Raw genomic sequence first — 20,554 nt, 5'->3', positions numbered from 1 at the left:
CAACACCGTTACATGATGCGACGTTATTACCTAAAGGTGCACATACATTTGATGCAACAGATTACTTCTGTGACACCACCTATTGTTATCCTATCGTAGGCAATATTGTAACACACTTTGATGACAATCCTATTTCCGCATCGATTTCACGTTCCTTCATGCCAATCTTTGAAGAAGATCTGCGCACAGCATTAAAAGCAAGTAAAGCATTTACAAAGTTACGCCACTCCTAACCAAAAGGATTGCACTTTTGATCTTAATACAATTGCAAAACACTTGATATCACCATAATTTGTAAAATAAAAAGTGGTAAAGGGATTGATACACATCGCCTTTACCACTTTTTATATCCAGCTCGTTAGTTATTCGCAACTCATAGGTTTTAATTGTTTCAATGGTACATTAATATGAGATTGCAAAGTAGCAAAATCCATATCACTTACTATTTCAGTCACCACAACACCATCTGTTGTAAACTCAAACACGGCATGCTCTGTTACCAACATATCAATTAAGCGTATACCGCTCGTCGGGTACGTTAATTGTGGTACTAATTTTGCGGAGCCGTCTTTCGCAAATAAAGTAGCAGCAGCAATTACCTTTTTAGCGCCTACTACTAAATCCATCGCACCACCTACACCTAGTATCGGTTGACCTGGCACTGCCCAGTTTGCTACCTCTCCTTGAGGATTCACTTGTAAAATACCTAACACAGCAACATCGATATGCCCACCACGAATCATCGCAAATGAATCCGCGCTATTAAAAAAAGCAGCGTGCTTTGCTAGTGTAACTGGTTCTTTACCTGCGGAAATTAAATCGGCATCAATAGCCGCCTCCTCGGGTGGAGGCCCCATGCCAATTAAGCCATTTTCCGATTGTAAATAGACTTCCTTCTCAGCGATAAATGAAGCAACGAGTGTTGGTATACCTACACCTAAGTTAACAGCTTGCCCGTCTTCTAACTCAGCAGCAATTCGCTTTGCAATACGTTCTCTCGCATTAAGCTTCGACATAAAAATCCCCCTCCTTCTTATAAGTTGTTTGTACAATATAATCCACATAAATATGCGGTGTCACAATAGCTTCAGGGTCTAACTTTTCCACAATTTCATCCACTTCAACGATAACAGTCGTCGCTGCTGTTGCCATCATCGGATTGAAATTACGTGCGGTTGTGTGATAAACGAGATTACCTAATCGATCTGCTTTTTTAGCACGAATGAGTGCGATATCACCTTTAATGGCTTTTTCAAAAATATAACGCTCACCGTCTATTGTTCTTTCCTCTTTACCTTCTGCTAACGCTGTGCCTACACCCGTTTTTGTATAAAAGCCTCCAATACCTGCACCACCACAGCGCACCGCTTCTGCTAATGTGCCTTGAGGTAATAAATCAATCGCTAGATTCCCTTCAGACCAAGCCATAACAGCCTCCTTATTAATCGTAAAAAATGACCCTGTTGCTTTTGTAATTTGACCTTGCATAAATAATTTGTGTAAGCCAATGCCACGGTCTCCTAAATTATTACTAACGATATGCAAGTTTTGTGCATGGGATTTGGCTACAATATCAATTAACGTGAGGGCAGAGCCTGATAAACCAAAGCCACCTGCTAATATCGTTTGATTATCCTGGAAAACATGTAATAACTCATCTGTATGAGTAACCATTTTGTTTTTCATATGTTACACTCCTTTATTGTCATAGACGGTTGTTCACTAGCCTTGTATACTTTATAGAAGATACATGTTGAAAGGAGTAGATTATTGTGAGTTCTCCCATTTCGCCTAAAGGAGAAGCTAAGAAAAGGCTTCTCACAGACACAGCCATACAGCTCTTTCGCAAAAAGGGCTATAATAATGTGACTGTGGATGAAATTATTAAACAATGCCAAACTTCTAAAGGCTCGTTTTACCATCATTTCAAGTCAAAATCAGATATTATTAATGAACATTTTGTAGCGGCAGATGTGTATTATAAAGAGATGCTTCTTCACGCACCTGCACATTATGATGCTAAACAACGTTTGCGTTATTTTTTGCTACACATGTTTGATTATTTAGAGCATAATTTTGGTCAGGATTTCTTAACGATTGTCTACTCTACTTCGTTAGAAACAACAACACATAAATATTTTAGAAACCCTAACCGTAAACTTTTTCAAATTTTTGAACAGCTCGTAACAGAAGTAAAAAGCGAGTTCAATTACGAACGCTTACACGTTGCAACAGTTACACAAAGCGTAAAACAAGTTGCAATGGGTATTATTTATTACTGGTGTACCATTCAAGACCCAACGCCACTTGCCAAAGCTGCGGAGCCTTCTGTCGACTTATTGATTAAAGGTCTCGTTTTCGAGTAAAATCGCAATACCTTGACCCCCACCAATGCATAAAGATGCCACACCATACCGTTTATTTCTCAACTTCAACTCCTCTGCAAGTGAGTACGTAACACGTGCACCACTTGCACCTAGAGGATGCCCAAGCGCAATAGCACCACCATTCACATTTACTTTATTGGCATCCACACCCAAATCTTTAATAACAGCTAATGATTGTGCCGCAAAAGCTTCGTTAAACTCAAATAAGTCGATATCATCTAAATGTAACCCCGCTTTTTGAATGACTGCTCTCGTTGCTGGTGCGGGGCCAATGCCCATAATTGTTGGGTCTACACCTACAACAGCTGTGGCAATAATTTTAGCTAACGGTTGCTTATGATGCGTTTTAGCTGCTGCCTCACTCATCAAGACAACGGCTGCCGCACCATCATTTATCCCACTTGCATTAGCTGCTGTTACTGTGCCATCTTGCTTAAAGGTAGGGCGTAGTGAGGCAATTTTGTTCGGGTCTAATGCGGTACGGATATGTTCATCTTGGTCAATTTGATGTTCCTTGCCTTTACGGTCTGTATACATAAATGGCACAATTTCTTGTGCAAAGCGACCACTTTGTTGCGCTTGTGTAGCTTTTTGATGAGAGTGAATGGCAAATGTATCTTGTTCCTCTCGGCTAATATTGTATTGGTCCGCTAAGTTTTCTGCTGTAATCCCCATACCACAACCAATATAAGCATCTGTTAATGTTGCCCATAACATATCTTCAACAATGGGTGCTTTATTAGGCGAGCCAAATCTTGCTCCTTTAATATGTTGAGGGGCTTGCGACATATTCTCTGTACCTCCAGCCAAAACAATAGCACTCTCACCTAATAAAATATTTTTATATCCTTGTACAATTGCTTCAAGCCCTGACCCACATAAGCGATTAACCGTTAAAGCTTGTGACTCGTTTGTCATACCACTTAATAAGCCAATATGTCTTGCTAAATATGGCGAACGCGTCGTCGTTTGAATGACATTACCAAAAATAATTTCATCTACTTCTTTACCTTCAATATTAGCGCGTGTTAATGCTCCTTTTACTGCTGTCACACCTAATTCTAAGTCAGAATGGTCTTTAAAACGTCCCCCATAACTACCGAATGCTGTTCGACTTCCACTCATGATATATACCATGTTACATTCCTCCCGCTACTTTAATATGTTCCATCGTAATGGCACTTGCCTGTGGTGAGGCTAAATAAACGACCATATTAGCAATTTCTTCTGCTGTAATAAAACGCGCCATAGCACGTTTTGGATAAACAATGCGATTGAGGGCTTCTTGTTCACTAATGCCTTCACTCTCCGTAACATCTTGTAATTGTTTTTCAATTAATGGTGTGCGTACTACACCTGGGCATACCGCATTAACTGTAATACCATACGGTGCTCCCTCAATCCCTGTAACATCTGTCAAGCCAATCACACCATGCTTTGCAGCCACATAAGCAGCTTTTTCAGGTGTTGCCATTAACCCATGTACAGAAGAAATATTAATCACACGCCCATACTTTGCTCTTTTCATATGAGGGAAGACATGTTTAGTCATAAGGAAAGGGCCTGTCAACATAACATCAATCAGTTGTTGCCATTGTGCTAACGGAAAGTCCTCCACTTTAGCACGATATTGCAAACCTGCATTATTTACGACAACATCAATCCTTTGTTGCTCCTGTATAATTTGTGCGATGGCGGTTTGTATGGCTTCTTCACTTGTCACATCAACAGCTAAACCTTTAATATGGTGATGTTGATAACTTGAGGCAAGTTGCTGTACAGCCTCCTCATGTAAATCCATGGCATAGACATAATCACCTTGCGCCATAAATTGACTTACAATCGCTTGTCCTATACCACCTGTAGCCCCTGTAACAATTACAATATTTTGCATGATTACTTCTCCTCCTTTTGCACATGATGAGTGTGTAATAAATGTTGTAACAATTCACCATCTCGTACTAATACCAATTCATCAAAACTGCCACCAGGATAGGTAAAGAACCCTTCCCCTGTTTTAATACCGTATTTTTCCTTTGCTACGCGTTCTTTTATCATAGGAAATGGTCGTACAGATGACTCAATCTCACCTTGTAAATTCGTTAACACCTTATCCCATACATCTAAACCACCAAAATCCATTATTTTCAATAAACCGCTCGTCGCATAACGGAATCCTGGACCATCAAATAATACTTTCTCTAAGTCATCCATAGAAATAACACCATCTTCTACTAATGCCAATGCCTCTCTTGCTAATGCCGTTTGAATGCGGTTAGCGACTAAACCAGGCAGCTCCTTTTTAATAGTGACAGGTGTTTTATTAATTTTTTCAAAGAATGCATGCACCTTTGTCATAACCTCTGGCGCAGTATGTTCACCACTTAATAATTCAACGAGCGGCACAATTTGTGCAGGGTTGAAAAAATGTGTTAATAAGACACGGTTTTTCATGCGCTCTACATCTTGCATAATGCTTGATAATGTAAAACTAGATGTGTTAGATGCCAAAATCGCCTCTTCTTTTACAATACCATCAAGCGCCTGAAACAGTTGTTGTTTAATGGGTAACACTTCCACAACACTCTCAATGATCAAGTCACTCTCTGTAAACGCGGTTACATCTGTTGTCCATGTGAGATTAGCTCGTCCTTGTTCTTTAGTTACAAGCAAAGGGTAGCCTTGTTGTAAAAATAAATCATAATACACATCATATTTCTCTTTTGCTTTATTTAGTGCTTCATCATTAACGTCATATACCAACGTTTGATAATCGTGGATGGCAAAATAAAACGCAATGCCAAACCCCATCGTCCCTGAACCAAGTACACCTAAATTTTTCATCCTTTTCCCTCCTAATAAAATGTAATCGCGACAAGTAATGCAGGAATCGCTGCAATAATAGGTGCCAATACGGCTGTAACAAAAACATGCTTATACGCATCTTTATGAGTAAGACCTGTCACGACTAATGTTGTAATAACTGCGCCATTATGTGGTAGTGCATCTAAACCACCTGATGCAATAGATGCCACGCGGTGAAAGGCTTCTGGATTAACACCTAACTTTAAATACGTATCTGTTAATGTCTCCATGGCAATCCCTAAACCACCTGAGCTAGAACCTGTAATCCCTGCTAATAAGGTCGTTGCCACATAGAGTGATACTAATGGATTACCCGGAATATCGGCAATCATATCTTGAAATACAGTAAATCCTGCTGTTGCGGCAATGACAGCACCATAACCAACATCTGCTGATGTATTAATAATAGGTAACACCGCATTAGTTGCGCCAATATTCAGTGTTTTCTTTTTAGCATCAATATAGCGCCAAAATACAAGCGATGTGATAACTACTGTAATCATTAATGTATATAATACTTCCACCTTAAACACATTGAGCAAGAGCAACAATAGTAAGGGTGGGGTTAAACTCACGAATAAATTAGGCAATTTTTTATTCGCATATTTATCTGCTGTTAAACTGGGGTCATCCGATTGCTCTAAATTTTTCATGGATGCATACGTTTCATTACGTTGCTCAGATTTCTTTAGCGCATACTTCATGTACCAAATATTAAAAGCAATAACAGCCACAGTAGCTGTTAAACCAATCCAAGCACCAGCCGTTACTGTTGTGCCTAAATACGTAATGGGAATAATATTTTGAATGGCAGGTGTACCAGGCAACATCGTCATCGTGAATGTAGCAATACCTGTAAAGAATGCGGCAATAAATAAATGCCACGGAATATCCATCTCTTTAAAAATAGGCTTTGCGATTGGTAAAATGGCAAACACTACTACAAATAAACTCACACCCCCATACGTTAAGAAAGCACATACAACCATTATACTAATTAATACACGTAATTTACTTTTCTTTCCTAAAACGCGCAATAAGTATTGTGCAATGGTGCGTGCTGCACCGCTGTCATCCATAAACTTGCCAAACATTGCGGCAAATAAAAAGATAAGGAAATAATTTTTCACATAATTAATAAAGCCAGACATATACACATCTTGAAATGTCTCTAGTATTGGCATTTGGTTGAGTAACATAACAACCAAACTAACTGCTGGTGCAATAACAATAATCGTAAAGCCACGCATCGCTAGCACAACAAGCAGTATTAAAGAAATTAAAATCGTAATTAAACTCCACAAAATCGCCACCCCCTAAAATTAGACCGCAGTCTGTTTTAAACAACATTAATACATTACTAACGAATTGTAAATAGTATTGTAGAGAATATTTGCAATTAACAGAAAAATACTTTGACAATACAAGCAAGAAGATTTATAGTGTTGAAAAATAGACCGCAGTCTAACAAAGGGAGGATATTCATATGTCACCAATTGCTCAATCGGCTACAAGGAAAACGATGGTTCGTATTTTACCTTTTATTTTATTGTTATATGTTATTGCTTATTTAGATCGTGTAAATTTAGGTTTTGCCGCTTTGCAAATGAATGCTGAGCTTGCCTTAACTGCCGAAGTCTTTGGCTTATTGTCAGGGATTTTCTTTATTGGTTACTTCTTTTTTGAAGTGCCAAGTAATATGTTAATGGAAAAGGTTGGCGCTAAAATTTGGATTGCTCGTATTATGATTACTTGGGGCATTGTCGTTGTCTTAACAGGGTTTGCTCAATCGGCTACACATCTTTACATTTTACGTTTCTTACTTGGGGTATCAGAGGCAGGGTTCTTCCCTGGGGTTATTTTATATTTAACGTATTGGTTTAAAGAGCAACAACGGGGCAAGGCAACTGCTGTGCTATTACTCGCTTTACCATTAGGTGGGTTAATTGGTGCGCCGCTCTCTACATGGATTATTGATAATATTACATGGGCATCAATGGCTGGATGGCGTTGGATGTTTATTCTAGAAGGTATACCTGCTATTTTATTAGGTATCATTACTATCTTCTTCTTAACAAATCGTCCACGTGACGCCAAATGGTTAACCGCTGAAGAACGTGACTGGTTAGAAAACGAGCTTGAACAAGAGCGCGAGGCGAGTCGCAAAGTAAATAAAGTATCAAAGTTAGCCATGTTAAAAGATGCTACGGTGTGGAAACTTTCTGCCTTTTACTTTGCAGGTTACACAGGTGTGTATGGTTTATCATTTTGGATTCCTAGTATCATCAAATCATTATCGGAAAATTCCACCAACTTAGAGATTGGTTGGATTGCGATGTTGCCTGCACTTATTGGCATTCCATCTATTATCTTTACAGGTTGGAATTCAGACCGCACTGGCAATCATAAAGCACATTTAATTGGTTGTTTAAGTATTGCGATTATCGGTTTTATCGGTTGTGGGATAGTGACTTCTTTATGGGGTATGGTAGCAATGCTATCCATTGCCTCTGCAGGTTTATATGGGTTTACGGGTTGTTTCTTTGCTTACTTAACCTTCTTTTTCACAGAGTCAACTGCACCTGTTGGCATTGCACTCGTTAACTCTTTTGCCGCACTTGGTGGTTTTGTAGGCCCAATGATTTTAGGGGTATTCACGTTAAGCTCTGGTATGTACTCACTTGCTATTATTTTGGCAATTGGGCTTGGTATTTTGTTAACAACAAAACGCAAAGTCGAAGTCATAGCTACAGATGACCAAACCATATTATCAAAAGAAATATAAAATACTAGGACAACTGGCTAGCTAAAAACAAAAAGCTTCAGCACAACCAATGCTGAAGCTTTTTAATGTGGAATAAACGTAAAAAATCGAACAGTCTAGCATACGGATCTTTCTTGTTGTGCTAGTTTCTTCACCTTATGCTAAGTTAGCAATAGCTGCTAAAATAGCTGCTGTTTTTGCTTGTTTTTCATCGTTTGTTTCTTCTGGCATCGCTAAAGCTGTATCTATTCCTTGCTGTGCCGTTTCTGTATACATACTCAAATCTGTTGGGATTTGTGATTTTGCATCATCTAATGCCACTTGGATATCATCATCCACTATTTTCACTAATTGCTGTAATGCTTCTTGTATCTTTATAATTTTACTAGCTTTCTCTGCATTTGTTTGTTCAGGCAATTCTAGTGCCTCTTCTAAGAGTTGTCGTGTTGATAGTGTATAAATGGTTAAATCACTCGGTACTTGTTGTAGAATATGTTGTAAACCTTGATCTACAGTGACTAATTGATCTATTGCTTGTGTTAATGCGTACCCTTTTTGTGCTTTTTCTTCGCTCGTTTGCTCAGGTAATTGTAATGCCTCTTCCACGCGTTGTCGTGTTGCTGTTGTATACTTCGTTAAATCACTTGGTACTCGTGCTTTACTCTCATCTAAATACATCATATTTAAAGCGTGGAATAAAGCTTCTTTTTTCGATTGCTTTTGTTGTAAATTTTGCTGTGGCATTGCCAAGATTTGCTCAACAGCTAACTTTGTCTCTTCTGTGTAATGCAATGCTTCTTGCAATGATTGATTCACTTGTACTTGCAGCTCGTAAAGCTCTGCATTTAATATTTGCTCGTCTTCAGACGGCTCTGATGGTGTGGGTGGTGTCGGGTCAATAACAGGAATATCTGGTAATGGCTTATCATATTCTTTTAATTTTTGCCATTGTTCTTGCAGTAATTTTTCACGCTGTTGTTGTTGTGCTTGTAATCTTGCTCTGTCACTTTCTGAAAGCTGATTGAGATATTGATTTTTTAGTTGTGTTTGTTGCTCTTCTAACGCTTTTTGCTCTAACGCACGTTGCTGTACGAATTGTTTTAATCGTTCTGCCTCTAATTCACGTAACTCTCTATTATTAGCTGCTTGTGTTTGTTGGTCTTTTAATCGTTGTGCCAATAATGCTTGCATAGCTTGTTGATTTTTAAGTGCCTGTAACTCTTGCTCTGTATATTGTACTTGTTTAGGATTGCCTAAAAGCTTTCTTGTTTCAGCACTCACAAGATTAGATTTCCAGTCATATGTTTGTTCGTAATTTGTCATAGCTTGTAACAGTGCCCAGCGCATATGCTCTTCACGTGATGCAGTAATCACATCTTGCTCTATTAACCTCTCATTTTCTGACACAATGCGAGAAGTTTGTTCTTCTATCGCTCTAAAGATTGTTGGCGACAAATCAGTATATAATTCTTGCACTGGTGTCTGTATGGGTTTGCTACCAGGTACCACATAAATGGTTTGAGCAGGCGAAATCGTATTACGTGTGCCGCCAACTGTCATAAGGGAATTCATTTCTACAATACCAGATAAAACGCTTAGAGAATTAGCGCCAGTTAGTGGTGAAACGGTAATCAAAAAGTTCGTTCCTTTGCTAACATATTGATTAGTAGGCGTGTTTATAATAAATTTACGTTTTGCCTCTGGATTAATACTCGTAAATGTCTCACCACTATACAAAGTAAGCGTAGCGCCTTTTTGCTTATTCAGTGCCTCTACTTTCAACCAAGCTTGCTGGGTTACTGTAATTTTATCAGCTGTAGTATGCCAAGATAATGTAATAGAAGATGTTTGATCTGTTTTTACTTCATCACCTTTTTCAATGGGTAAACCATTATATGCTTGTACCTTTATACCATTCTCTTTCCAAATCCATACCGTCCCTACTACTTCCTCATACGTAGGGGGAGCTACAGGCTGTTTTGCTTGAGCTGCGTATGTTGGAATGATGAGTAACAATACTAAACTTGCCAATTGAATCCATCTTTTAATAGGCATTATGCATTACTCCTTTTCACTATAATAAAATTGTTTAATTTGATGGTCGCCCGCATCTGTGATATACCAAGCATCTTTATCTTTAGTAATGCTTGTAGGTTGCTTCATTTTTGTAGCAATGGTATGCACTTGACCATTGCGTAATAGACGCACTTGACCATTACTAGTATCCGTAATTAATAAACCATATGCCTCGTCATAATAGAGCCCTCTTGGTGAGTTAAAACGGGCTTTTATTGCCTTACCGTCTATATTGCCACCTTTTTCAAAAATAAATTGACCTGTAATGCTTGCTGGGTCTCCTGCTACCGTTTTTACAGTATGGTTTGTAAAGTCCATGTAACGAATCAGATGATTGCCTGTATCACTGACATACAAATTATCATGTTCGTCTAATGCCAAGCCCATAGGCGCATTAAATTGTGCTTCTGTTATTTTTCCGTCTCTAAAACTACCTACTAATAAGATATCTAAATTCCATTCTGTCATTCGACTAGCTGGCGCATTAATCGTTGTTACAGTACCATCTGTCGCAATTTTACGAATCACATGATTCATCGTATCTGCCACATAAGCCTCACCCTTCTTATTCACCACAATACTTTGTGGTGAATAAAAACGAGCCTGCTCTCCCGCACCATCTGCAGTACCTTGTATGCCATTTCCTGCAACCGTTTGTAATTCGCCATTCACGATTTTGCGTATAGCATGATTGCCTGTATCAGCAATCCAGATTTCATTATTTGGCCCTGTTGTCACTGCTGTCGGCTCTTGTAATAAAGATTGTTCGACTTTGCCATTGATTAAACCGCCCTTTGGCATGCCATAATCATCCCAATCAATAGTAGTGCCTGCATACGTACTCACATTGCCCTCTTTAATTATCTTTATTTTCTGATTATTTTTGTCACTAATAGCGAGTGAACCGTCCGCTAATGTAGTAATGGCTGTCGGTGTTCTAAATTGAGCCGTACGTAATGCCCCGTCACTATCACCAAATATACTACCTGCTACCACCTCTGTTGTCGTTAGTTTAGTCATATCAATAATTTGACTCCTTGACACAAAAGAGGCAAACTGCCCTCTCGTAATAGCTTGCTTAGGTTTAAATTGGGATTGATTTGTAATCTCCAAATACGACAACAATTGTAAAGATAAATGTGCCTCCTCCTTCGCAAGTAGCAAATCTGTAATTCCAGACGTCACCTCTTGTTTTTCAAGTTGGCGAATGGTATGGACGCCGTAAATCTCATCATAGGCACGTGTTAAAATTAAAGCCATATTTTCACGTGTCATCTTCTCATGAGGCTTCAGCTCACCATCAGCGCCTAGAAAAATACCATAATCATATAACAATGCAGCATATTGTACTAAATCATTTTGATCATTTACGGCAACATCTGTAAAACGAGCTTTCGTATTCGCATCTTGTGGTAAATCGTAACCTATAGCTACTAACCATTTGCCAATCATCTTAACAGCATCTGAACGTGTCAATGTTTGTTCAGGTCTAAAAGTACCATCCGCATACCCCGAAATAATGCCTTGTTGTACTAATTGCTGAATGGCCTCAGCATGTGTATTATGAGTTAAATCTGTAAATGTAGCCGCTTCTGTCGTTGCTGGTGCTAATGCTATCACTACGGCTGTCGTTGCCCACATCGCATAATATCTCTTCCTCATATCTCTCCTCCTTTACATTACTTTTATCATAGCAGTAAAAATTTCATTGCACTATTAACATTTGTTAACTTGTTTTTATTGATAAGCGAAATTGGCTCGTTTATTCGATGAAATTACATAAGTTAGATTATATAGTTAACAGTAAAAAGATGAAGCGATGTTAAAAATCGCTTCATCCATGTTTATCGCTTAAGGCTTCAACAGTAATTTGCCGTTTTGCATGTGTAATGTTGTACTAGTAGCTGCTTGTTCATTACCAATAGTATCTTTCACTTTAGAGGTTGCCAATGTAGCTGTCATCCCCACTTCTTTAGATGGTTCAAACGTTAAAATAATAATATTATTATCCCCTGCTGGTGTTACTTTTGTTGCCTTTGTACCATCTATACTAAAGTCACCTAACCCTACCATATCTAACGCTTTAGAATAGGTAATCGTCAGTTGCTGTACTTCACTCTTACCACCTGCTAAAGTACGGTGCCCTGATACGCCATTTAAATTTACAGGTGTTTCAGGCGTGGAGGAACTAGCACGAATAATTTTACTCGCCTCTTCGTCTGTATTAACAGCTATACCGACTTCACGCTCAGTAGCATACACGATATCTTGATTTACTGTGCTATAACCCACTGTTACCACTACACGTTGACCTTTCACTTCAACCTTTGTTGGCACATAGTCTTGACCTTTATCAGCATACCTTAGTTCAACTTCCTTGCCATTTCCCTCTACACCTTTGGCCACTGCCTCAAATGTTAAACCATTCGCATTATAATGAAATGCAGCTTGCTCCGTTGCCTGTACTACGCTTGTAACATCTGTAATCTCAGGCGCCTTTGTATCAACCTTTACTACGAACGGCTCATCATCCATATCAATTTCAAATGTTTCGCCTTTGCTATCTTTTACGACAAAGGAAGCAATATATAGCGTTGCGTAATCTCCATGCTTCCCTTTAATTGCTTGGTTACTATTAGAGGCAATAACACCGCTATTTGTAGAATCAAACTTTACTTGTTCAATAGCTGTAATAGGCTTACTATGACCATCTACTAACATAAGCTGGCGCAACAATACTTGATCTAAGGCATCGCCAGGTTTAGCTAATAATTGATTATCAATAATCGTAACACTTGGCTTTTTACGATTATCCATGATATCAAACTCAGCTGTTACAACCTCGCCATCTACTGTGGCACTGAGTGTAAAGTGCGTTTCGTCTAATTTACGTAAGTCTTCGCTTTTAACTTCACCTGTAAATGGTTTACCATTCAACTGTATAGGAGCTGTTGCTTTTTTCGTTGGTAACCCGTTTTTATCAACACCGTAAATTACAGGTGTAAAGCTTGTCGGCTTACCTTCTTCCTCTACATAATATAAGTCTTTTACATTAAAGAAGGCATAATGGGCAGCATCTGCTTGTGGCTTTTTAACGCCTACTTTAACGGTTTGTTGGTGTCCTTCATACTCAACTGTTACCGTTGTCTCGCCTTCGCTAACGGCTGTGATGTTTACCTCACTATTTTGTACAGTGGCTGTGGCGATGTTATCATCATCTACTTTGACTTTAATCTTGCTGTTGTCGAGTGCAAAAGGTTCGCCAAATTGGTTCTTACCTAATACTGTAACTTTATCCTTATCAAAACCTTCGACACCTTGCACTAATGCCATTTGCTCCATACTTAATACAATTTCATTTAATACCGCTTCAGATTGCACACGTAAACGAATACGCTCTGTAATCTCTCTGCCTTCATGATTTAATACAGGATTATCATTTTGATCTACTAGTTTAGCCGTAATCGTTGCTGTACCCGTTGCCTTTGGTGTAAGTTTGCCTGTAATTTGGTCAACTAATAATACACTCGGTGCATTTGATTCATACACTACTTTTAAATCCGTCATATCTACATCTTGTTCAAATTGGTCGCGTACTGACAAGTTTAAATATTTATCCAGCTCTTTTTCAGTAATCAACTCATCTTGCGCAAAAGTTGGTGACTCATATTCATTCTTTGTTAGGATGCCTTCTGTAGTCGAGACTGTCCAGTATTCTCCAAGCTTTCGTGGTGCCGCAATACTCGACTCTGCTGTAATGGTAACCGTCTTTTTAACACCATTACCTGCGGTTAACGTAATAGGCATCTTACCTGTTGCTGTTGCCGCTAATCGAATAAAACCTTTACCTGTAACAAAAGCATCCGCATACTCACTTGATACAGATAACTCTACATCTTCTGTAATATCAACGCCCGCTTCATCTAGCACACGATAGTCTAATTTACGTCCTTGAATCACGGTTTGATTTTTAATGTCAATGGCTTTTACATTGCCCACTTTGTAAGTGAAATCTTTGTTAATCGTATCCTCACCTAGTGTAATGCCTAATTGGTATCTTTCACTTGGCTCCATGCGGTCACGCAATGTGATTTTTGCACTACGTCCGTCTGCTGCTAGTTCAACACGCTTTACTTGTAATGTTGCCTTTGCGCCTTCTACCTGCACCATTTCAGGCGTCAATTTACTAACAGTACGATTAAACACAACATCAAGTGTATGTGCACTTGTTGGCTTTACTTCTGTAATTTCAGCGAGTGCTACTTCTAAATTAGCTACAGCGCTAATATCACCTGATGAGACTTCAACACGCCCCTTACCCTTTTTTAAACCTGTGGCAATTACTTCATAATGGGATATTTTATTATTTTTATAAATAGGGGTTACTACTTTGCCATCTTTTGAAACAATCTCTAACACACTTGTCGGTATCGCTTTAGCACTTAATGCTGCCTCAAATGGTCGCCCATATTGGTCTAATGTATTGACCTTTAATGTCATCGTATCATTAATGCCAATGACACCCGATTGTGGTTCAATCGTCATGGTTGCCAAACGGCGTGGCTCAGACACTTGTAGTTTATACGTACCTTTAACCTCTGCTTTATTGTCGCTTGTACCAGGTGCTGCGATAATCTCACCACCAATATGCTCACCTTGTTGATACTTCGTTTGGTCAAATCTCAAGGCAATATGCGTAGCTTCATTTTGCGAAACTTCTTCGTAACTTGTACCTGATTTTTTCACATAAACAATGCATACATCTGCTGTAGAGGCTGGCGTTGTTGGTGCTGTTGCTTTTAGTTTAGTACGATCAATTTCTTTTGGCTTTAATATAACATCTTTCGTATTTCTAAATTCGATTGGCTCATAATGATACCCCACATCACCCTCAGCAAAAGTAACTAATGACGTTTGAACTTTAGATAAGCTAGGTGTTGGCTCTACTTGCAGCTCTTTTGTTGCAGTCTTGCCATTAATCGTAATCGTAATCGCCACTTTACCTTCATCCGCTAATGTGAAAGTTTCTTTTTGCGTAGCGCCTTTTCGTTCTAAACTGCCTACCTGCCAATCTACGGTTAGCCCTTTCATCTCAATGCCATGTTGATCTAACACTTTTGCGGTAAGCGCAATAGGGTCACCGTTAAAATATTTTATTTTGTCATCATATTCAATCATTACTTGGTCTACTACTGGTGCTGCTAACACATCAATCGTCTCTGTTATTGTTAAGTCGCCAACTTTAACCGTAATCGTTACTTTGCCATTGTCTTTTAAGACAAATGTTTCTTGTTGTGTACCTGTTTTTAGTTGACTGCCTACTTGCCACTCTACAATTTGCCCTGTCATTGGCTTACCATATTGGTCAAGTACGGCTACGTTCATTTCGACCTCATCATTCTCACGGTAAGCTTGTTGTTGTGCAATCGTTAAGGAGAGTTGCGTTGCCTTTGCTGGTGCAAATTCTTCAACGTCTGTAACAAAGGTTTGACGCTCTGTTTTATTTTTCACTTTATATGTGAAAGTGACTTCAATTTTATCTTTAGGCACTACTTTATCATGCAGTGTTAGCTGTCCGTTACTATAGGCAAAATTAGTTGTTGTCTTACCATTAATCATAACGCTCTCTACTTTAGTGCTTGGTAATAAATCAATGCGATTATTATATTGGTCTACACCGTAATACGTTAGTAACTTCTCTGTCTCATTATCCGCTGTTGGTTGAATAGCTGTATCATCTGTTGCCATTTTTGCAAAATATGGTGACTCATTTTGTACAGTTAACGAACTTACCCAACTTTGTGCCCAGTGATCTATCACATGTACACTATACGTTGTATTATTTTTTAAAGGTTTGCCATCAATTGTGCGGAATATAGCCTCATCTTGATAAATGCCACCACCACTATACATCAAGCGCACACGCTCATTACCATTACGCAACTCAATCCATTTCCCATCAATTCGAGATGCTACGTTCATATCATTTGCTGTAATACGTACAGACACTGCATTATTCACATCTTGTAATGCCGTTATATTGGTTAAATAAATCGTAGGTTGTGAAGGCGTTGGTGTAGTAGGTACAGTAACATGAATACTGCCGTCTACTTTATTTACATTCACCTTAGCCCCGTAGCGTACTTGTAGTCGGTTAATCTCGTCATTTGATAAATACTTGTCGTTTTTAATTAGCTTGCCGAGTATACGGTCTACGCTCCATTTGCCATGTTTAGCTAACTCATACCCGTAATCTTTCATTGTCACGACATGGTTGGTATTTGTTTTAATATGTGTAACGTCTTTACCTGCGGCTAATAAGTTACCTAAATCGGCGCTTGGGAATGTGTACGTGACGCCATCAATTTGGGCATAGACTTCTCTCATCTCATACGTTGCGGCGCTTGCATAAGGCGCAACCGTCGATGTTAACAATGCCGCTGTTGCTAAAGTAGCGGTTATTTTATGTACTTTTGTCATTGTTTTCTTCCTTTCTCTTCGTTTAACTGTTAGTATGTTCCTTTATTATATCGTAATATCTACCCATATTTTCACTGTCTTTAGCCCTATATCACTTGCAAATTTGTGAATAACGCTTTGTTTTCTCTATTTTGAGCCGATATAATGAGGAGAGTAAAGAACAGCTATATTTATTGATGTTATAAGGAGAGATTGCATGAAGAAAATCGGACACTACGCATTAGCAGCAACGCTTGTTATTCCTTCTACAGTTGCTTTTGTTGGTGAGGCTAATGCAGCTACTACTGTTAAAGATGCACCACCTAGCGCAACGACAACGAATGTGGCAAATACCCATCGTGAGCTTGAGCAGTTAATTAACGTGCGACTATTCAATCACGAAACGTATTTTGAATTACATTTTAATCGCAATAAAAATCAAAACATACAAGTGAAAGACCTCATTCAACACGTGGAGTCTTATTTGAATGAAAACTATAATTTAAAAGAAGAAAACCCCTACTTAGGTTGGTCGATTAAAAAGAATAAAGTGGAAGGGATCGACGGGCAAGAAAAAATGACAATGGCCATTACCGTAGAGTACCGCAATACACTTGACCAAGAAGTAGAAGTGGATAAGTTAGTCGAGGCGATTTCTAACGAGATTATCACCGCTAATATGACTAACTTTGAAAAAACAAAAGCCATTTATGATTACGTCACGACAGACCATTTACTCACAACATTAAATCAATCCGATACAGCGAAATCGGTACATACTTTACTCAAAAAAAATAACGGTGCATCATTAGCTTACGCTTTATTCATGTATCGTTTACTTACGTATAATAAAATCCAAGCAAAAGTAATAGAAGGCTCGATTTTAGGCGCACCTCCTACAAATTTAGATGCCCAACATTTTTGGAACTATGTGTATCTCGATAATCGTTGGTATCATATTGATGCGGCACTTGGCAGTGGTTACACCGGTTTAATAGAAGTATTCCCGTATGATACCTTTTTATTATCAACGAATACGATGCGTAAAACGCATAACTGGAAAGACTACAGCAATATTCATGCCACAGATGCACAATACGAAAAATACCGCACTGCCAAAAAATTAGATATCTCTAAAAATTACACGATTACAATTAATCCACAAGACCAACTTGTCATTAACAATAAAAAACTAGATGGTTACCGTGTACAAGATTTTGCCTACGATGCTAAAAACAACTGGATTTATTTTATCGGTTTATCACATGGCAGCTATTTATATAAAATCCGCCCTGATGGTACAGGCTTCACTGTCGTTAATCGAGAGCAAGGAAAAAAGGTAGCCATTAAAAAGAATGGCAAAACACAGCAACTCGTTTACCGCACTATTAATGGCCGTGACCAAGTGACAACGATTGAATTACAGGCTGATGTTGACAAGCGTGACGCTAAAAATGTAGAGCGTAAAATTGATGCCCTTGATTTAAACCACGTCACCGTAAATGAAGTAGCGGATATTCGTGTAGATTATAATCAATTAAGCCCTGATGCCCGCCTTTACTTACCGCAACAAACCGAAACAAAGTGGGCAGTGGCGCAAAACAAATTAACCCCTTCTGAAAAGAAAGTCGTTGATGTCATTGTAGGCATTGCCTTATTGGATGACTTAAAGCCAACATACCGCACAGATGTAGAGGCGGCGCGCAAAAATTACGATGCCCTATCTCAACAGGAGCAACGTGATGTATCCAATTATCGTGAGTTAACAGATGCCGAGCAACAAGTCATTAAAAACTTATCACTTGCCTTTGAGCTCGACAAAACACTGGAAAAACTGAATCTCGATATGAGCAATTATCAAGAGCAAATCTTGCGCTCACGTGATACGTTCCATCAACTGACATTTGCACAGCAAACATTAGTAACGCAAGACCAAAAGCTCTACAATATGTACGAGGAAGTTAAAAAATATAATAAAGTAGGCGCTGACTTTGACTATCGTTTAGAGGTGCTAGAGGATAATGACCCGCGCCTCATTGAAAAAGTGCAAGCACTGCGTGAATTATATGACACCATCACTATTGGCGAAGAACGCAATATTAAACGTTACGACAGACTGTTAACATTAGAGCGCACGGTACAAGCTATTGAAAACAAACTGAGTGGCTGGCAAGGTCAAATCGACAACATTTATACCCATATGCAACAAGTACAAAATGCAACCGTTGATGAGCCAGTCGAGATTGTAAAAGACTTTGTCGAGCGACTTATTTTACTGCGTGAAGCTTACACAAAATTTACTCCTGCTGAACAAGCACTCCTAACAGACGAGTACAAGCAGTTAGAAGAAATGGAAGCCTACGCAAAAATGCGCTTCCGTGATACAAACAAGGATGATAAGGGCGTTTATGTCGTGATTGAGTTAGAGAAGGCTATTGACCAACTCTATCTTGACTCGCGTGAGTTAGAAAAACAAATGACCCCTGTGTTAGACCGCTTTTATCAACTAACCGAGAACGAACAATACAGTGTACAAAACTATAAACGTCTCTTACGTCTTGAAAAAGCATTACCTTATAAAAAAGATATTGTGACCGTCATGCAAAAAATTGATAAAACGAACCAACCGATGAAGTGGACGCAATTTAAAGCTGCCACATACGATGCCCGTTTATCATACGACCGTCTACCAGAAGACGCTAAACCTGAGGTGAGCAATTACAGCGACTTACTTGCCGCTGAAAAGAAAGTAAAAGAAGGCAATAAAGAGGAAGACCCAAAGCCACCTGTCATTAAGCCGCCTACCTCTAACGACCAAATCGTTGTAGAGGGCAAACAACAAGCAACTGAGCATACATTCGACATCCCTAACAGCATTGTCACAAAGACCATTGCAGAAGAAGGCACAAAAGACTTGCACTTAACGAGTGGTGATGTGGACATTATTTTGCCTGCACAAAGTGTAACAGACCGCTTAGCCAACGTAACCGATGCACGTGTTACATTTGATAGTAAACTAGAGCATGCTGCCACTTTAACTATCACGTTAGACCCTGGTAAACGCAATGCACGCAACGTCAACTATTTGGCTGACTATGCGCAAATTACCTTGCCAGTAGATGTATTAACCGCGGATAGTGATGATTTACATTTACTTGCGACAGAAAATACATCATTTGCAGCCATCCCGTTTTATGTGGATGATGCCAATAGCGTGGTCATCAAACCACGTACGGTGGGCAAATACAACGTCATGCCAAGCTTTGTCAACTTTACAGACATACGTAATAGCGACTACCAAGACGAGATCAACTTCTTAGCCAATCGCTATATCATTAAAGGGAAAACAACATCTATCTTTGACCCATACTCACCACTGACACGTGCCCAATTCGCGATGATGGTAGCCCGTGCATTAGATGCTAAACCGAGTGCAAATACGGAAAATCCCTTTAGTGATACAAAAGGGATTGAAGCTGAGCAAGATATCCTTGCCCTGTATGAGTTAGATATTATCCATGGCGTGAACAAGCATGAATTCAAGCCTTACGGACAACTAACACGTCAACAAGCACTCGTCATGATGAAGCGTATGCTCGAATCATTAGATTTGGAATTAGAGTATAATGATGAAAAGCCTGAAGGGATTCATGACTGGGGTAGTATGAGCGCTGAAGCCCAAGAAGCTTATTTACTGTTAGCGCATCTTGGCGTACTTGAGCCTAAAGACGGCTATTTAAAACCTTATAGCCCTCTCCAACGACAAGAGATGGCAAATATGCTAAAACGCACATTAGTAGCGGCTGAGATGTATTAAAAATAAACAAGGTTCGGATACAAAGAAAAAGACAAAGCGATTTTAAACATCGCTTCGTCTTTTTTTGCTATAAACAGAGATTTAAACTGCTGAAGATAATATATTTTTACCTTTTTCCTCAAAAATCATTTTATATTGATCTATAAGAAAAAACCTTGTGTATTATCAAAATTGATAAGGAACACA

12 protein-coding genes are annotated in these 20,554 nt (G+C 39.0%); 3 read left to right on the top strand and 9 right to left on the bottom strand.

The window, feature by feature from the left end; genetic code table 11:
• Positions 1–362: 362 nt before the first annotated feature.
• A complete protein-coding gene (locus IEW44_RS01995) occupies positions 363–1,016 on the bottom strand; it encodes a 3-oxoacid CoA-transferase subunit B (protein WP_188613340.1) in 654 nt (217 codons plus the stop codon).
• Entirely contained in the window at positions 1,003–1,686 is a 684-nt protein-coding gene (locus IEW44_RS01990; protein ID WP_188613339.1) for a CoA transferase subunit A, read from the bottom strand. Before IEW44_RS01990 ends, IEW44_RS01995 begins: the two co-directional genes overlap by 14 nt.
• An 86-nt stretch (positions 1,687–1,772) precedes the next feature.
• On the opposite strand from IEW44_RS01990, the gene IEW44_RS01985 reads away from it, so the two are divergent.
• Positions 1,773–2,366, top strand: coding sequence for a TetR/AcrR family transcriptional regulator (locus IEW44_RS01985; RefSeq protein WP_188613338.1), 594 nt, complete (start codon positions 1,773–1,775; stop codon positions 2,364–2,366).
• Here IEW44_RS01985 and IEW44_RS01980 read toward each other — a convergent pair.
• From IEW44_RS01980 to IEW44_RS01965, 4 genes are read right to left on the bottom strand one after another with little or no spacing between them, the layout of a single operon-like run.
• Positions 2,337–3,524, bottom strand: a complete 1,188-nt coding sequence (locus IEW44_RS01980) for a thiolase family protein (protein ID WP_188613337.1) — start codon at positions 3,522–3,524, stop codon at positions 2,337–2,339. The two genes, IEW44_RS01985 and IEW44_RS01980, sit on opposite strands and share 30 nt — an antisense overlap.
• Before the next feature lies 1 nt (position 3,525).
• A complete protein-coding gene (locus tag IEW44_RS01975) occupies positions 3,526–4,281 on the bottom strand; it encodes a 3-hydroxybutyrate dehydrogenase (protein ID WP_188613336.1) in 756 nt (251 codons plus the stop codon).
• Between the two features lie 2 nt (positions 4,282–4,283).
• Positions 4,284–5,231, bottom strand: a complete 948-nt coding sequence (locus tag IEW44_RS01970) for a 3-hydroxyacyl-CoA dehydrogenase family protein (protein WP_188613335.1) — start codon at positions 5,229–5,231, stop codon at positions 4,284–4,286.
• Positions 5,232–5,242: 11 nt separating this feature from the next.
• Positions 5,243–6,556 carry a GntP family permease gene (locus tag IEW44_RS01965; RefSeq protein ID WP_188613334.1) on the bottom strand — a complete coding sequence of 438 codons (1,314 nt, stop codon included), beginning with the start codon at positions 6,554–6,556 and terminating at the stop codon, positions 5,243–5,245.
• Between the two features lie 182 nt (positions 6,557–6,738).
• On the opposite strand from IEW44_RS01965, the gene IEW44_RS01960 reads away from it, so the two are divergent.
• Entirely contained in the window at positions 6,739–8,037 is a 1,299-nt protein-coding gene (locus IEW44_RS01960; RefSeq protein WP_188613333.1) for an MFS transporter, read from the top strand.
• A gap of 135 nt (positions 8,038–8,172) precedes the next feature.
• On the opposite strand, the gene IEW44_RS01955 is transcribed toward IEW44_RS01960, so the two are convergent.
• The 3 genes from IEW44_RS01955 to IEW44_RS01945 form a co-directional block, all read right to left on the bottom strand.
• On the bottom strand, positions 8,173–10,071 hold the full coding sequence (locus tag IEW44_RS01955) for a FecR domain-containing protein (protein ID WP_188613332.1): 1,899 nt from the start codon (positions 10,069–10,071) through the stop codon (positions 8,173–8,175).
• A 6-nt stretch (positions 10,072–10,077) separates the two neighbouring features.
• Positions 10,078–11,754 (bottom strand): S-layer homology domain-containing protein, encoded by a 1,677-nt coding sequence (locus IEW44_RS01950; RefSeq protein ID WP_188613331.1) that lies wholly within the window; start codon positions 11,752–11,754, stop codon positions 10,078–10,080.
• Between the two features lie 189 nt (positions 11,755–11,943).
• Positions 11,944–16,572: a hypothetical protein gene (locus IEW44_RS01945; protein ID WP_188613330.1), complete on the bottom strand. Its 4,629-nt coding sequence runs from the start codon at positions 16,570–16,572 to the stop codon at positions 11,944–11,946.
• Between the two features lie 196 nt (positions 16,573–16,768).
• On the opposite strand from IEW44_RS01945, the gene IEW44_RS01940 reads away from it, so the two are divergent.
• Positions 16,769–20,368, top strand: coding sequence for an S-layer homology domain-containing protein (locus tag IEW44_RS01940; RefSeq protein WP_188613329.1), 3,600 nt, complete (start codon positions 16,769–16,771; stop codon positions 20,366–20,368).
• Positions 20,369–20,554: the final 186 nt, after the last annotated feature.

It is taken from the genome of Lysinibacillus alkalisoli (assembly GCF_014643595.1).
Lineage (GTDB): Bacteria > Bacillota > Bacilli > Bacillales_A > Planococcaceae > Metalysinibacillus > Metalysinibacillus alkalisoli.
This window is presented reverse-complemented; position numbering and strand designations above follow the sequence as displayed.

Bases quoted from the DNA above. Each gene is read 5' to 3' on its own strand.
- IEW44_RS01995 (WP_188613340.1), bottom strand. From the start codon at position 1,016: ATGTCGAAGCTTAATGCGAGAGAACGTATTGCAAAGCGAATTGCTGCT.
- IEW44_RS01990 (WP_188613339.1), bottom strand. From the start codon at position 1,686: ATGAAAAACAAAATGGTTACTCATACAGATGAGTTATTACATGTTTTC.
- IEW44_RS01980 (WP_188613337.1), bottom strand. From the start codon at position 3,524: ATGGTATATATCATGAGTGGAAGTCGAACAGCATTCGGTAGTTATGGG.
- IEW44_RS01975 (WP_188613336.1), bottom strand. From the start codon at position 4,281: ATGCAAAATATTGTAATTGTTACAGGGGCTACAGGTGGTATAGGACAA.
- IEW44_RS01970 (WP_188613335.1), bottom strand. From the start codon at position 5,231: ATGAAAAATTTAGGTGTACTTGGTTCAGGGACGATGGGGTTTGGCATT.
- IEW44_RS01960 (WP_188613333.1), top strand. From the start codon at position 6,739: ATGTCACCAATTGCTCAATCGGCTACAAGGAAAACGATGGTTCGTATT.
- IEW44_RS01955 (WP_188613332.1), bottom strand. From the start codon at position 10,071: ATGCCTATTAAAAGATGGATTCAATTGGCAAGTTTAGTATTGTTACTC.
- IEW44_RS01950 (WP_188613331.1), bottom strand. From the start codon at position 11,754: ATGAGGAAGAGATATTATGCGATGTGGGCAACGACAGCCGTAGTGATA.
- IEW44_RS01945 (WP_188613330.1), bottom strand. From the start codon at position 16,572: ATGACAAAAGTACATAAAATAACCGCTACTTTAGCAACAGCGGCATTG.
- IEW44_RS01940 (WP_188613329.1), top strand. From the start codon at position 16,769: ATGAAGAAAATCGGACACTACGCATTAGCAGCAACGCTTGTTATTCCT.